This window comes from Clostridiales bacterium, assembly GCA_015243575.1.
GTDB lineage: Bacteria > Bacillota > Clostridia > Peptostreptococcales > Anaerovoracaceae > Anoxybacterium > Anoxybacterium hadale.
On record CP042469.1, the window covers coordinates 1,404,967 to 1,420,659 of the forward strand.

12 protein-coding genes and 1 pseudogene are annotated in these 15,693 nt (G+C 43.2%); 4 read left to right on the top strand and 9 right to left on the bottom strand.

Features of this window, described 5'->3' with window-relative positions; genetic code table 11:
- Positions 1–50: 50 nt before the first annotated feature.
- Positions 51–1,241 (bottom strand): pyridoxal phosphate-dependent aminotransferase, encoded by a 1,191-nt coding sequence (locus FRZ06_06135; protein QOX62948.1) that lies wholly within the window; start codon positions 1,239–1,241, stop codon positions 51–53.
- A 384-nt stretch (positions 1,242–1,625) separates the two neighbouring features.
- Here FRZ06_06135 and FRZ06_06140 point away from each other — a divergent pair, with 384 nt between their 5' ends.
- From FRZ06_06140 to FRZ06_06150, 3 genes and pseudogenes are all read left to right on the top strand, one after another.
- On the top strand, positions 1,626–1,967 hold the full coding sequence (locus FRZ06_06140) for a LysM peptidoglycan-binding domain-containing protein (protein QOX62949.1): 342 nt from the start codon (positions 1,626–1,628) through the stop codon (positions 1,965–1,967).
- Positions 1,882–3,600: an amidohydrolase gene (locus FRZ06_06145; GenBank protein ID QOX62950.1), complete on the top strand. Its 1,719-nt coding sequence runs from the start codon at positions 1,882–1,884 to the stop codon at positions 3,598–3,600. Before FRZ06_06140 ends, FRZ06_06145 begins: the two co-directional genes overlap by 86 nt.
- A 301-nt stretch (positions 3,601–3,901) precedes the next feature.
- A pseudogene (locus FRZ06_06150) lies at positions 3,902–4,906 on the top strand (M23 family metallopeptidase).
- Positions 4,907–5,793: 887 nt separating this feature from the next.
- Here the strand turns inward: FRZ06_06150 and FRZ06_06155 are convergent.
- The 7 genes from FRZ06_06155 to FRZ06_06185 form a co-directional block, all read right to left on the bottom strand.
- Complete coding sequence (locus tag FRZ06_06155) at positions 5,794–6,531, bottom strand: 16S rRNA (uracil(1498)-N(3))-methyltransferase (protein QOX62951.1); 738 nt, start codon at positions 6,529–6,531, stop codon at positions 5,794–5,796.
- 92 nt (positions 6,532–6,623) lie between these two features.
- On the bottom strand, positions 6,624–7,649 hold the full coding sequence (locus tag FRZ06_06160) for a 50S ribosomal protein L11 methyltransferase (protein QOX62952.1): 1,026 nt from the start codon (positions 7,647–7,649) through the stop codon (positions 6,624–6,626).
- Complete coding sequence (gene dnaJ / locus FRZ06_06165; protein ID QOX62953.1) at positions 7,646–8,803, bottom strand: molecular chaperone DnaJ; 1,158 nt, start codon at positions 8,801–8,803, stop codon at positions 7,646–7,648. The genes FRZ06_06160 and dnaJ overlap by 4 nt, the downstream gene beginning before the upstream one ends.
- A gap of 240 nt (positions 8,804–9,043) precedes the next feature.
- Entirely contained in the window at positions 9,044–10,927 is a 1,884-nt protein-coding gene (gene dnaK / locus FRZ06_06170; GenBank protein QOX62954.1) for a molecular chaperone DnaK, read from the bottom strand.
- Between the two features lie 63 nt (positions 10,928–10,990).
- Positions 10,991–11,584, bottom strand: coding sequence for a nucleotide exchange factor GrpE (gene grpE / locus FRZ06_06175; GenBank protein QOX62955.1), 594 nt, complete (start codon positions 11,582–11,584; stop codon positions 10,991–10,993).
- A complete protein-coding gene (gene hrcA / locus FRZ06_06180; GenBank protein ID QOX62956.1) occupies positions 11,577–12,623 on the bottom strand; it encodes a heat-inducible transcription repressor HrcA in 1,047 nt (348 codons plus the stop codon). The genes grpE and hrcA overlap by 8 nt, the downstream gene beginning before the upstream one ends.
- Positions 12,624–12,853: 230 nt before the next feature.
- The gene (locus tag FRZ06_06185; protein ID QOX62957.1) at positions 12,854–13,651 is read right to left on the bottom strand and encodes a ZIP family metal transporter; all 798 of its coding nucleotides are present in this window, start codon (positions 13,649–13,651) and stop codon (positions 12,854–12,856) included.
- 245 nt (positions 13,652–13,896) lie between these two features.
- Between FRZ06_06185 and FRZ06_06190 the strand changes: the two genes are divergently transcribed.
- Positions 13,897–14,553, top strand: coding sequence for a cytidylate kinase-like family protein (locus FRZ06_06190; GenBank protein QOX62958.1), 657 nt, complete (start codon positions 13,897–13,899; stop codon positions 14,551–14,553).
- Here FRZ06_06190 and FRZ06_06195 read toward each other — a convergent pair.
- Positions 14,489–15,526 (bottom strand): acyltransferase family protein, encoded by a 1,038-nt coding sequence (locus tag FRZ06_06195; GenBank protein QOX62959.1) that lies wholly within the window; start codon positions 15,524–15,526, stop codon positions 14,489–14,491. The genes FRZ06_06190 and FRZ06_06195 overlap by 65 nt on opposite strands.
- Positions 15,527–15,693 lie beyond the last annotated feature (167 nt).

Here is a 15,693-nt window from a genome sequence, read left to right on the forward strand (position 1 = left end):
TGAAATTAATGCTCCTTTATTCTTCCGATCAGTGTCTTTTCAATCTTGTTTCAATGCTTTTTCAACTCTTCCATCAGTGCTTTGAATTTTGGAAGTGCTGTTTCGATGGTCTTAGGCGATACACAATATACAAGCCTTACGTAACCGGGACAGCCAAAGGAAGTACCCGGAACGATGAGAAGCTGATGCTCCTTCGCCATATTGACAAACTCAAATTCACTTTCCAGCGGCGATTTTACCCAAAGATAAAATGCACCATCAGGATAAATACACTCAAGCCCTGCTTCCGTTAGACCGTTATAAAGCATCTGACGATTTTTATCATAAAAATTGATATCTGCTTTTTCATCAAGGCACTTTGCTACCGCTCTTTGAATCAGTGACGGTGCGCTGACATAACCAAGAATTCTGGTTGCAACATTTGCTGCTCCGATGAGGTCTTCTGAATCCGCTGCTTCATCGGGAATCACCAGATATCCGATTCGTTCGCCAGGCAAAGACAGCGATTTGCTAAAGGAGTACCCCACAATCGTGTTATCATAATATTTGGTGATATAAGGAACTTCCACATCTCCGTAGACCAGTTCACGGTATGGTTCATCTGAGATGATATAAATATCATTTCCAAGTTCTTTTTGTTTCTTCCTTAATATTTCCGCAAGACCAATAATCGTCTCCACAGGATATACAACACCGGTAGGATTATTAGGATTATTGATGATGACCGCCTTTGTCTTCGGTGTAATACGTGCTTCAAATTCTTCTAAATTTAATTGAAAATCCGGTATCGATGCTGGGACAACGATGAGCTGTGCATCAAAATTGGAAGCATAATTTCTATACTCTCCAAAGAACGGAGCAAATGTTATAATTTCATCGCCAGGGTTGATCAGGGTTTTCAGGATAACATTGAGTCCTCCAGCCGCACCAACAGACATGACAATATTTTTTTCTGCAAAGGAGGTTCCGAATCGCTTGTTAATAGACTCTGCAACCTTTGCTCGAACATCTTCGTATCCGGAATTATTCATATAACCGTGCACCAATGTGGGTTCGTCCTCATCCAGAACATCGATGATTGCTTTTTTTACTGATTCCGGAGGCGGAAGGTTGGGATTTCCCAGACTGAAATCACATACATTTTCTTCACCATATATGGCAGCCAGTCGTTTCCCTTCTTCAAACATTGCTCGGATGGCAGAGCTGCCAACCAAAAGGGTTTTCATTTTATTTGATATCATTTTATCCCTCCTAATAAAAAAAGTGGAAATGACGGAATTCAAAGCGTAATTGAAGATTCCAATTTCCTGCTGACGCCGACCGGTCAGCATACTTATCCTTTATTGTAGCAGTTTCTTTTTTTTCTGTAAATCCAATTCCGCAGATTCTCAAGGAAATCAATTTTCGACAATCAGTGATTCAAAGGGTGAGAACATATTAATTGCAGCCTGATTATCAGGGATTAGCTGTAATCCTTTTCAATGTAGCTTAGAGATTTTGAGAATATTTCGAATTGTTAAAATATTCATCTCGTGCTAAAATCTATTTTAAAGACACTGAGCAGCAGGTTCTCTGCCAGAAATCAGTGCTATAGGGAAGGACTTAATTGAAAGGGAGGTTAAGACATGAAAAGAAGAATAGCAATCTCGGTTTTACTAGTATCCGTACTTATCATCAGCAGTTTTGGGTTTGCCTTTGGAGCAAATTCCTATACGGTTCAGCAGGGAGATGTTCTCTGGAAAATCGCAGAGAAATATGAGCTGTCCTATCAGGAGCTTGCAAAATTCAATCAATTGAAGGATCCAAACCTGATTTACTCAGGTCAGCTACTTCAAATCCCCAGCATACCCAAAGAAATTGCTCCGTCACCCATCGCAAAAGATGCCTCTAGTCCCCCCTGCCCCTGCGGTAAGCGCGGACAAAGCTGCGGACAGTATCTTAAAAAGCGGGGTCATTTATACCATTGACTCCGCTGATTCCGTTGCAGAAGCCATTGCGATTAAGGACGGCAAGATCGCTTTTGTTGGAAGCAACGCGGGCGCAGCAGCTTATCAGGGCAGCAACACAAAAGTAATCGATTTGAAAGGAAAAACTGTGCTGCCAGGTTTTATTGATGCCCATGCTCATGCCCCCGGAACAAAGCTCACAGAACTGTTCGACATCTATCTCTATGAATCGATTACGAAAGAACAGACGCTGGCAGATATCAAAGCATTTATCGATGCCAATCCTAATCTTCAGGAATACTGGGGAACCGGGTACACTGTTGGAATGGCTGGAGATGCCAAAGGGCCAAAGAAAGAATGGCTGGACGAGATCTGTGCAGACAAACCAATCATCCTGACCTCAAATGACGGACACAACAAATGGTTGAATTCCAAAGCATTGGAAATGAATGGCATCACAAAGGATACACCAAATCCGGCAGGAGGCTTAATTCAGAAGGATCCCGCCACTGGAGAGCTCTGGGGCTCTATAACGGATGCAAGTTCCCTGATCACAATGTCCCAAACCTATACAAAGGAGCAGCAGAAGGAAGCCCTCGCTGCATTTGTCCATACAATGAATGGTTGGGGATACACCAGCGTCATGTCCATTGCCCCTACAATGGTGGATCTGGAACGGTATCAGGAGTTGGAACAGAGTGGAAATTTGACATACCGAGTCAATCTGGCAGGTGAGATATCACCCTCCGAGCCATTCGAACCGCAATTGAAGTCTTTGATTGATCTGCGCAGTCGTCTGGACTCCGATTTAATCGATGTAACGACCGCGAAAGTATTTGCCGATGGTGTCGTTGAGGGTATGACTGCATATCTGCTGAAGCCTTACGATCCCGCTGCCGGCCTTGATCCAGATTATCGCGCAGAATTTTATTGGGATCCCGAGCAGCTTGACCAGTACTTCGATAAAATTATGAAAGCAGGCTTCCAGATCCATGTTCACTCTATTGGTGATGCTTCCACAAGGTTGGTTCTTGATTCTATGGAATATGCTCAGAACGCGAATCCCTCCATCGATAACAGAAACGTGATTACCCATCTTCAGGTTGTAGACGATGCGGAAAAAGTCAGGATGGGCAAACTGGAAGTCATCGCGGCGTTGCAGCCTTATTGGCATCTCAAGGAACCGGAATGGTGGGAAGTTGTCGATAAGGTCGCACTTGGAGAAGATCGGGCTTACCGTGAGTATCCTGTCAAATCCCTTCTTGATAACGGAGTGCTTCTCACGGCTTCCGGCGACCATCCCGTATCTCCAATCAACAACCCTTTCTGGGCCATAGAAGCAGATGTTACAAGGAATTTAAACAATGCGGAATACTATGGGGTTAAGGATATCACGAACAAGGATGATCCTACTTGGCTGTTAAATCCTGCAGAGCGTGTAACCGTTAAAGATATGGTAAAAGCTTATACAATTAATGGTGCATACCAGCTTTATCGCGAGAAAACCGCAGGTTCACTTGAAGCAGGTAAATTTGCAGATCTGATTGTAATCGATCAGGATATTTTCAAAGTAAATCCGCTGAATATTGATAAGACACAAGTGCTGACTACCATTTTCAACGGGAGAGTCGTATTTGGCGATGAACAATTTTAGAATTTAATTCTAGGGGAAAAATATATTTCCAATCATTTGCGCATACGCAATTAAACAGTGTTTCATCAGATTGAACGAAAGAATTAGGACTTAATAAAAACGAACGTTCCAGCGGAGCATCGGGTTTATTAGGCCCTTTTTCTTTCAATCCCTCTAAAGAAGCTATGATTTAAGGAAATCATAATTCAAAGCACTGCCGCATATCTATATCTTATAATAGTATCCTGTTGTCCAGGGGGTAGGTGCATTGAAATTGAACAAAAAAAGATTGATGCTCTTCAGATATCTGCATCCCAGATTGATGAAGCTGATGCTCTTGACCGTCGTTGTCATAGCAGCGGCAGCAGTCCTGTTTTTCATACAAATTATTCCTGATGGATTTCCTGTATCTCTCCCGGAGTCTGATAGTTCCATAAAATGGGTTGACTTTGACGTTCCTTATAAGGTGCTTGAAAAAACCATGTATCTTGATATCGAGTCTTATGAAACAGAAATTCATCTGAAATGGACAGAGCTCCTCGCCTATCTAGGCGCTAAATACGGCGGAAACTTCAAGTATTATAAACAAAAAGATCTGGATGATCTGATCAAGCGGCTGAACGAAGGAGAATCCATTGATACCATTACCGCAGAAATGAAGATGTATGATTATTATAAGGAAGCATACACAGCAACATTGGGCGGTTTTTTGGGTGAATTCATGGTTCAAATCCCTGTAGATTCTAAAACCGGCGGTGATGTGGTCTGGGAGACAAAGTACGGGCTGAAAGCCTTTTCTCCTATTCCTGATGGTTACTGGTACTCAGATTTTGATGACTTTGGCGCTGGCAGAAGTTATGGATATAACAGAAAGCATTTTGGTCACGACTTGATGATAGGCACGGGGACGCCCATTATAGCAATCGAAAGCGGCATCGTAGAGGCCATCGGCTGGAATCAGTACGGAGGGTGGAGAATCGGGATTCGGAGTTTTGACAAAAAGCGTTACTATTACTATGCGCATCTTCGAAAGGATCGTCCCTATACAGCCGACCTTTATGTAGGAAAAGCCGTTAAAGCCGGTGATGTCATCGGCTATTCAGGCAGAACCGGCTACAGCATTAAAGAAAATGTGAACAATATTGATACACCTCATCTTCATGTTGGGATGCAGCTGATCTTCGATGAAAGTAAAAAAGACAGTCCCAATCAGATCTGGATCGATATGTATTCCATCAGTAAATTATTGCTGAAAAACAAATGTGCCGTATATAAAAATGAGGAAACAAAAGAATTCTATCGAAAATTTGACTTCACTGAGCCGAGCTATTTTCTCCAAATGGAGAATCTAAAAGACAGCACAAAAAGTAATCAGACAGCCTTGTTCTCATCAGCCGCACCGGAAGGCAGCATTCCCCTGCCCGTTGTAATGTATCATGGGCTTACTAGAATAAGTAAGTATCAAAACAAGTTCTTCATCAGCCCAAAGCAGTTTGAAAAGGATCTTCAATATCTGCAGGAAAATCAGTACACACCAGTTGTCATGAAAGATTTGATTGATTATGTCGACAATGGCACCCCGCTCCCGGAGCGGCCGGTATTGATCACCTTTGACGATGGATTCTTTAACAATTATCTTTATGCTTACCCGCTGCTTAGAGAATATAACATGAAGGCCGTATTTTCCGTGATCGGTGATCTAGCAGATAAATACAGCGTAATCCAAGATGAGAATGCGTATTACGCATATATGACCTGGGAGGATATCAAAGAACTGAGCGCCTCCGGTTATATTGAAATACAAAACCACTCCTATGATCTTCATGACAATGACGGAAGCCGCAAAGGAGCAATGCAAAAGCAAGGAGAAAGCCTTGATTCTTATCGGCATGTTCTGGAAGAGGATGTAGGAAAAATGCAGCAAATGCTATATGATACAACAGGTCTGATGCCCACAACCTTTACTTATCCTTATGGCTATATCAGTAAGAGTTCCAAGGAAATTCTAAAAAACATGGGTTTTCGTGCAACATTAAGTTGTGCTGAAGGCTTGAATTATATTACACGGGATCCCGACTCTCTATTTTATTTAAAGAGAGTTTGCCGTTCGCCAGAGGAATCCAGTGCTCAATTTTTTAAATCGATTGCACCGCCGTTAGAAAAACAAGCTGAGAACGAACCTCAGGACAATCAGGCTGAGCAATAAGCAGCTGCTCATAGTTCTAGTTCATACATTAACATAGCCATAGCTGCCATCCCTGCAGTTTCTGTCCTCAGAATGGTCTTTCCCAGGGTCACGCTTTTCGCTCCCAGATCCAACAGTGCCTTGGCTTCCTTATCAGAGAATCCACCCTCAGGTCCGATGATCAAAGCTGCATTGAGCGGCTTTTTTTCAATGCCTTTCAAGTAGTCTTTTATCGAGTAGTCCTGTTCATTTTCATAAGGAAATACGATAAGTTCGTACTGATTCAGGCTATTAATCATTTCCTTAAACGTCATTGCCTGTTGAATTTCAGGGATGAGCCCCCGTTTGCACTGTTTTACGGCTTCATCGGCAATCTTCTGCCAACGTTGTATTTTATTAGAAAAACTACCGTTGTCCACCACCACGGTTCGGTCGGTAAAAACGGGTACGACAGCATATACTCCCAACTCAATATTTTTTTGAATGATGGTTTCCATTTTCCCCTGCTTGGGAATTCCCTGAAACAAGGTAACCTGAAGTTTCGGCTCCCGGGCAAACTTCTGCTTGTCTAAAATTCGTGCCTCAATGAAATCCTTCTCAATTGAAATAATTTCCGTCTCATATTCAAACTCAACGGTATCTGAAATAGTCAGCAGATCCCCTGTTCCAAGACGTAGAACCTTTTGGATATGTTTTCGATCATCCGAATTTGTGATTCGGATGCTTCCACCTGCGATACTTCCTGCATCTACAAAAAATTTACTCATACTTTAACCGCCTTACGCAATATATTTCAGCTCAGTAAGTTCATAGAAACAGGCACAAATTCAGAAAACGAACGCTTCGTATCATGCCTTATTTATGAAAGATAACGAGCCGCTATGGCGCACCATTCCCCTTCCTCTAAAATTTCTAAAATCCGGAAGCCGCAGGCTTCAATGGCTTCCGCTACAATCTGCTTCTTTTCGATCAGGATTCCGGAGGAGATATAAACGGCTTTCCCTGTCAAATGGGCTGCAACATCTTTGGACAGCATCATCACAAGATCTGCCATCAGGTTTGCCACCACAATTTCAGCCTTTTCATTTAGCCCCTTGGTCAGGTCGCCTTCGTAAACACGCACCTTTGATGAGACGCCATTCAATTCCACGTTTTCTTTTGTTACTTCCACTGCTATGGGGTCAATATCCACCGCTGCAATATCCTTCGCTCCCAGCAGAGCAGCCGCTATGGACAGGATACCAGATCCGCAGCCAACATCTATGATCGAATCCTGGTCTGCCTCTAGGTATTTTTCAAGGAGTTTGATGCAAAGTGATGTGGTTGGATGAGTGCCGGTACCAAACGCCATACCGGGATCAATTTCTATCACAAGTTCATCTTGTTCTGCTGTGTAATCCTCCCAACTTGGTTTGATTACAATACGATCCGTGAGTTTCGCTGGCTTAAAGTACTCTTTCCAGTTATCCCTCCAATCGGAATCATCCACTACTGCCCAGCTCATTTTGGCTGCAGGAACAGGTCTACTTTCAAGCTTCTCTAGATTCTGCGCGCCGTCTAGTTCATCCAGAATTGAGGAATCAGCATTCCTCGACGCTCCTTGTACCATTAAACCGTCTTTCCATAACACTTCCAGCTGGTTTAACGTTTCTCTTCCATCCTCCGTATCATCCAGATAAAAGGTGATGCCAGCTTCCATACTTTCATAATTCATCAGACTTTCGTCGATATAGTCCCAGTCATAAGAGTTCTTCTTCTCCATCAGCGCCTGAAAATCCTGTGGATCTTCTACAGCAAAACCCGCTATCCCCATATCCATGAGGATACAGGTCAGCGGGTCAAGATTTTCCTGCGACGTCTTTATTTTTACTTCAATATACTTCATGATCCTTTAAAGATCTCCTTCATCGCATCTGCAAACTTTTTCTTTTTGGAGTAACATCCTTCCGTATTCAGTGATTCTCCAAACTTGCTGATCAGCTTCTTTTGTTCGCTTGTTAGTTTTGTTGGAACTTCAAGAGTCACCTTAACATAAAGATCCCCAACCTTTGAAGTTCTTAAAGATTTAATTCCCTTGCCCTTCAGCCTGAACACCGTTTCCGGCTGCGTACCGGCAGGGATCTTATAGGATACCTTTTCTTTTAAGGTAGGAACGATGATGTCATCCCCAAGAGCCGCCTGTGTAAAGGTAATCGGCAGATCAAGCCACAAATCCGTACCTTTTCTTGTGAACAACTGATGAGGCTGGACACCAATGACCACATAAAGGTCGCCGTTTGGACCTCCGTTGCTGCCCGGCTCTCCTTGGCCTTTGATGGAGATTACCGAATCGTTATCAACTCCGGCAGGAATCTCCACGGAAATGGTAACGGTCTTTCTGACCTTACCGGACCCGCTGCAGCTTGGGCAGGGATTCTCGATGGTCTCTCCTGTCCCGCCGCACTTATCACATGCGGATACGTTGGTAAACTGTCCGAATGGGGTCCTTTGTGTGGTGCGAACTTCGCCGCTGCCGTTGCACTTGGAACAAGTTACCTTTTCCGAGCCTTGCGCAGCGCCGCTTCCACCGCAGGTCTCACATTCAACATATTTATTAATTTGAATTTGCTTTTTTGCTCCGAAAGCAGCTTCTTCAAATGCAATGCTGATATTTTTCTGTAAATCCTGACCCTTTCTCGGTCCGTTTCTTCTTCTGGCACCGCCTTGACTAAAGCCTCCTCCAAACATTCCGCCAAACAGATCGCCGAAAATGTCTTCAAAGCCACCTCCAAAACCGCCTCCGAAACCGCCGCCTCCGAAGCCAGCATTGGGATCTACCCCAGCATGGCCGAATCGGTCATATTTATCCTTTTTCTGAGGGTCAGAAAGTATGCTGTATGCTTCATTTACTTCTTTGAATTTTTCTTCTGCGGTCTTGTCTCCAGGATTTCTGTCCGGATGATATTCCATTGCTTTCTTTCGGAATGCCTTTTTTATCTCGTCATCCGCCGCTCCCTTGTTCAGTCCAAGGACCTCATAAAAATCACGTTTTTCTGCCATCACTGTAACCCTCTCTTAAGAATCGAAAGCCTAATTGCTCTCGTTGATATATTATTCTATGTTCTGCGCGACAAATTCAGAAACGACCGCTCAAAATCGATCAGTCATTTCTGAATCTGCAGTTTCCCAGAATCTAATCACATTTGCGGTACGTTCCCGAAGGACCGCACCGCAAAATTATACTTCATTTTATTGATTGCCGTCAACTTATTTGTTGCCGCAAGCAACGCTATCATTCATTTATTTGTTGTCATCAACTACTTCGTAATCCGCATCAACCACATTGTCCGGTCTAGCCTGTGTATCGTCAGCAGCATCCGCTCCGCCCATATTTCCAGGATTGAAACCTGCTGCTCCGGGATCAAAACCAGCTCCGCCCTGCGCCTGCTGTGCCTGCTGGTACATCTTTGCAGAAATGGTGTGGAATTCTTCCGTCAGTGCATCGGTCTTCTCTTTGATCTCCTGAACGTTGTTGCCTTCCAGTGATTTGGACAGAGCATCTTTCGCGCTGTTGATTTTTGCCTTTTCATCTTCGCTTAAGCTTGCTTCAATATCCTTCAAGGATTTTTCGGTTTCATAAACCAGCGTTTCCGCCCTGTTTCTGATATCGATCTCTTCCTTCTTCTTTTTATCTTCTTCCGCATACAGTTCAGCTTCCTTGATCTTCTGCTTAATATCGTCATCGGAAAGCTTCGTGGATGATGTGATGGTAATTCTCTGTTCCTTACCGGTTCCCATATCCTTTGCACTTACGTTTACGATACCGTTGGCATCAATATCAAAAGTAACTTCGATCTGTGGGATTCCACGTGGTGCCGGCGGAATACCGGAAAGCTGGAATCTTCCAAGGGTAATATTTCCTGCTGCCATTTCTCTTTCACCCTGCATTACGTGAATGTCAACGGCAGTCTGATTGTCTGCAGCGGTTGAGAAGATCTGGCTCTTCTTTGTAGGAATTGTTGTATTTCTTTCAATGAGCTTGGTTGCAACTCCGCCTAAAGTCTCAATGGACAGGGAGAGCGGAGTAACATCCAGGAGCAGAACGTCTTTTACTTCACCGGTGAGAACGCCGGCCTGTACCGCAGCACCTACCGCTACGCATTCATCAGGGTTAATTCCTTTGAATGGGTCTTTTCCTGTAATTTTCTTAACAGCATCCTGTACTGCAGGGATTCTCGTGGAACCTCCAACCAGAATTACTTTTGCCAGATCTGTATTGGTTACACCTGCATCAGACATAGCCTTTCTCATAGGCTCAATGGTCTTTTCAACAAGGTGTGAGGTCAACTGATCAAATTTTGCTCTGGTGATATCCATATTTAAGTGGAGTGGACCGTCTGCATTTACAGTTATGAAAGGCAGATTGATATTGGTTGTCTGTGAGCTGGAGAGCTCTTTCTTTGCCTTTTCAGCCGCTTCCTTTAATCTCTGATGAGCCATTTTGTCTTTTCTGAGGTCTACGCCATTTTCCTTCGCAAAGCTATCTGCAATAAAGTTCATCAGCGCTTCGTCAAAATCATCTCCACCCAGTCTGTTGTTTCCGTTTGTGGCAAGTACTTCAAAAACGCCGTCTCCAAGTTCAAGAATGGAAACGTCGAACGTACCACCACCAAGGTCATAAACAAGAATCTTGTGATGTTCATGATCTTTATCAAGGCCGTATGCAAGGGATGCAGCAGTAGGCTCGTTGATAATTCTTTTTACATCTAGACCAGCAATTTTTCCGGCATCCTTGGTTGCCTGTTTCTGGCTGTCTGTGAAGTATGCGGGAACAGTAATAACCGCTTCTGTAATCTTCTCACCGAGATAGCTTTCCGCATCTGCCTTCAGCTTGGCGAGAATCATTGCGGAGATATCCTGCGGCGTATATCCTTTTCCGTCTATTTCAACTTTGTGATCTGTTCCCATATGTCTTTTTATAGATGCGATGGTTCTGTCAGGGTTTGTGATCGCCTGTCTTTTAGCGGTTTCCCCTACCAGTCTCTCTCCATTTTTAGCAAAACCAACCACAGATGGTGTGGTTCTGTTTCCTTCTGCATTTGCAATTACAACCGGTTCGCCGCCTTCTAATACAGCAACGCAAGAATTGGTTGTTCCAAGGTCAATTCCTATAACTTTTCCCATGATATGATCCTCCTATTTTTTAATCCTATCTTTTGATTTTCATTTTGCGGCTTCTTCCACCGCTTATTCCGCTACCTTAACCATAGCAGGTCTGATTACTTTTTTATTCAGCAGATACCCCTTTTGCAATACCTGTGTGATGTTCCCGCTTTCATGCTCGCTGGAGTTTTCCATAATTACCGCATGATGAAAGTTGGGATCAAATGGCTCCCCATGGGGAGTCATTTCTTCAACGCCGCTCTTCTCCAGTACCCCTTTGAACTGTTTAAAAATCATGTTCATACCTTCCGAAAAGCTGTCGCTGCTGCCCTCGCTATGTTCCAGAGCTCTTTCAAAATTATCTATTACATCAAGCAAGTCTACTACGATCTTCTCGTTAGCATATGCATAAATGTCGCTCTTCTCTTTTTCCACTCTTTTTCTAAAATTCTGGAAATCGGCCGCAAGTCTAAGGTAGCGAGTATTCAGTTCCTCATCTTCCTTGTTCTGCTCCTCATTTCCAGTTTGATTTCCCCCTGAATTCGCTTGGTCAGCTTCCTCGGTCCCGGCCGAAGCATTCTTGTCGAAAGCTTCCGTGTCCATTGTCTCTTCAGAAGTTTCTGAACCGGGCTTTCTTTCGAATCCTGCCGTATCCTCAGGCGCTTTCTTCTTACTCATCTTCTTTGTCTCCTCCCGTTAGTTTAAAAGTTTGGCTGATATTATCTGTAATATATTGAATGATTGAGGTAACCTCGTCATACTTCATCCGTGTGGGGCCTATTACGCCTAGTTTTCCAACCATCTGTCCATTGATATGATAGGTGGCGGTAATCAGGCTGCAATCCCGCATATAGTCCTCTTTATTCTCATTTCCGATGGTAATAATCATTCCGTTGTCACGGTTAATCAAAACATCAGTAAAGTGTTTTTTCTGATGGATCATCTCAAGGAATACTTTGGCTTTTTCGATGTCATTGTATTCCGGAATCGAAAAGATGTTTGTGAGCCCATCCATGAACAACTCCACATTCAGCATGTTTTCGAGTGTATTGATAAAATTGGGGCGGATTGTTTCCATCAATTTCCCCATAGTTTCGATATCGCTTTCGAAATTTTTAATGATGTCCAGCGTCAAAATATCACTCAAGGTCTTCCCTTTATAGTTAAAGGTCATCACCTTTGACATCAAAGTCAGATGCTCTTCTGAATAAGGGTTACTCAGTTTAATCGCTGTATTGGATACCTTGCCACTCTCCGTCACGATCATCAGAACAACCGTATGATCATCCACCGGAAGGAAATTGATATATTTCAGCTGATTGGCTTCCTGATTTGGTGTAATGGCAAAGGAAGTCAAATTCGTAAGTTCCGACAGCAGGCTGGCTGCATGCTGAATGGTCTTTTCCAGTTCTGATACATTCTTGGTTAATTTTTCGGCGATGATTTTCTTTTCTTCTTCCGGAAGCTCATACCGTTTCATCAAGTTGTTGACATATAGGCGATACGCCTTGTCAGAAGGAACTCTTCCTGCCGATGTGTGCGGGTGTGTCAGAAATCCCATCTCTTCCAGATCGGACATTTCGTTTCGTATCGTTGCCGGGCTGATTCCCATATCATATTTCTTTGAAAGCGTACGGGATCCAATGGGTTCAGCAGAACGGATAAAGTCTCCCACGATCGCTTGCAGTATTCTTAGTTTTCTTTCCGACAAATCCATCTTTATCACCACATTTCAAAGAATTTTACGATTCACTGTTTTGATTTGTTAGCACTCGATACGAGTGAGTGCTAATTCTTAGTTTTAATTTAACACTGTTGATCTTTAATGTCAACAGTGTTTTATAAAATAATGCAATATTTTTGGTAATTTCTGTTTCCATAGTCAATCGGGCAAGCCCTTCTGTTTTGCAGGTTGACCTGCGCACAGAAGGAACCAGAGTTCCCCTCCTAACCTAGCGCCACATCCAAAATCATCATCACAAGAAAACCGAGCATCACGCCGAAGGTTCCTTTATGGGAGTGCTCCCCAAGACAAGCTTCCGGGATCAATTCCTCCACCACAACATAGATCATCGCTCCTGCAGCCATGGCTAATAGCCACGGCATAATGCCGACAATAGATCCGACTAAGAGTACACCTGCAACACCAGCGATGGGCTCCACGATACCGGATGCCGCTCCATAAAGAAACGCCTTCATTCTGGAAAGACCTTCCTGCCGTAACGGCAATGAAATCGCAGCGCCTTCCGGAAAATTCTGAAGACCAATACCTACTGCAAGAACGATAGCAGATGCAATTGTTACGGTAGAATTGCCCTGGGCAGCCATACCAAATGTCAGCCCTACAGCCAAGCCCTCTGGAATATTATGAAGCGTTACAGCAAGAACCAACAGTGTTGTTCTTTTCCAGCTGGATTGAAGACCCTCAGGAGTCTTGCTTTCGAGGTGCAAATGGGGCAAAATACGATCCAGCAATAGCAGAAAGAGCCCTCCTATTACAAACCCCCCTGCGGCAGGAATCCACCCAATCATCCCTTGCTCTTCTGCCATTTCTATGGCGGGAATGAGAAGAGACCAAACGGAAGCTGCAATCATAACACCACCAGCAAAGCCCAAAAACAATCTTCGAACGTCCGCTGACATCTCCTTGCGAAAGAAAAAGACAACTGCTGCACCCAGCGCTGTCATTAAAAATGTTCCCCCGGTTCCAAGAAGTGCAAGCAACACCGGATTTAAATCTGTCATAAAAACCTCCACAGCTATTTTGCTTTTTTTTATCTTTTATTTCTGTCATTCTCTGTTTGAATGATTCAAAACCAGGTTGGCTGATTCATCCTCACCCTCAGATTTTTGCCGAATTTATATATTATATTTACCATATGTGCTATAATTTTAAACATAGCGAAGCGCTGATTTAATAGAAGGTGCGCAGATGTTTATCAGCGTTTCCACAGATGATTTCCCGATCGAATCATGAAAGGAGCTGTGCAATGAACAAGAAAGTCGTTATTACCATTGCCAGGCAATTTGGCAGCGGAGGCAGAGAAATTGGCGAAATGCTCGCGGAAAAATTAAAAATCCCATTCTACGACAAAGCTCTGATCCATTTTGCTGCAGAAGCAAGCGGGATTGATGAAGATCTTTTTGCTTTCGCAGATGAGAAAGCAGTTCAAAGTTTTTGGTCCGCAACCTCCGGCGCAACAGGAGTTTATGGCAGCCGGCTTCCCGTTTTCAATGAAATACCCATGAACGATAAGTTGTTCTTGATTCAATCCAACACAATTAAGAAACTTGCCTCCGAGAGTTCTTGCGTCATAGTAGGCAGATGTGCTGATTATATCTTACGTAGTGAGCCCTATGCACTTTCCGTGTTTATCCATTCAGAAGACGAGGATAAGATCAATCGGATCATCCGTTCCTATGGTGTTCCTGAAAAAGAAGCACAGGAAACTATGATTAAAACGGACAAAAAACGTGCTTCCTACTATAATTATTATTCTGGTGAAAAATGGGGCCGTGCCGATAATTATGATCTAGCAGTCAACACCTCTGCTGTCGGGATAGAAGGTGCAGTCAGCCTGATTATAAAATTTGCCGAATTAAAGTTCGCGGAATCACCACAGTCCACCGATACAATTTATCCATAAAATGATGATATAGTGCTGCTGCTAAAGGTCTGGAAAAGAGCCACACTGACAGAACAGCCAAAACGGCCAGCAGCAGAAATGAAACACCACTATTGTCAAAAGGAAATCCAAACGCTTTTACAAAATAACGAATGATAATATGCAGTATATAAACCGTCATGGTATTTTGCCCGATCATTGCCAAAAACGTGTTTCTTCGAGGGAGAAGATTGATAAAAATTATGATCCATACGAGAGAAATTGCGGAGAGAAGCAGCCGAATTGCCGCACCCTCGAGATTACCGAGACCTGTTGCACCATAAGAATTCTTCATATGAAATGCTTCCAAAGGTACTGCTTCAAGAACCGTCAGAGCGGCTATGAAGAAAAGCAGTATTGCCAAGGTCATCATGGAAGCTGCTTTCGGTATTCTACGGATTTTCTCAATCCACTCCTCTTTACAATAATATCCCATTAGGAAGAATGGAAGAAATGCTAAAGTTCTTCCAAGGGCTAATGTGGAATCGAAAAATGGTATAAATCCTGCTGTCAGCGAAACAAAAAAGCTGATCAGCAGGATATTTTTTATCTTAATCAGGTCAATGAGGAAATATCGGTAAAAGAATAAGGTCAGCAAATACCAAAGGGCCATGGTCGGCAGCGTCAGATCAAAGTGCGCATCTCCAAAGACGAGATATCTAATACCAAACATGATCGGCATGAGGATCAGATATGGATACAGAAAGGTTTTAAATGCGTTGTCCCTGCACTTCTGCGGATCACCTGAAAAATACCCTGAAATAAAGAAAAATGCCTGCATGATATATGAAAAAGAAGTGATATAGACGATTCCTTCTAAATCTTCCATATCAAAAGAAGTGCTTGCCCTAAAATAATGGGCAAGCACCACTGAAAAAATCAATATCGCCTTTATATTATCGAAAAGGTAATTTCTATTGCCTATGCTCTCTGCCAATTTTATTTTTCCTTCGATTTATCCTGTTTCTGATCCCGCAGCTGCAAATTGAGGTCAGAATCGTGGTGCATCTTTAATTATCACGCAATATTTTAATGCAATTTGTGAGCAATTTCAAGCACAATTTCTAGCAATATTTCAAGTACAATTTCTAGTAATGTTTATACGATACCGTTTTCTCCGTG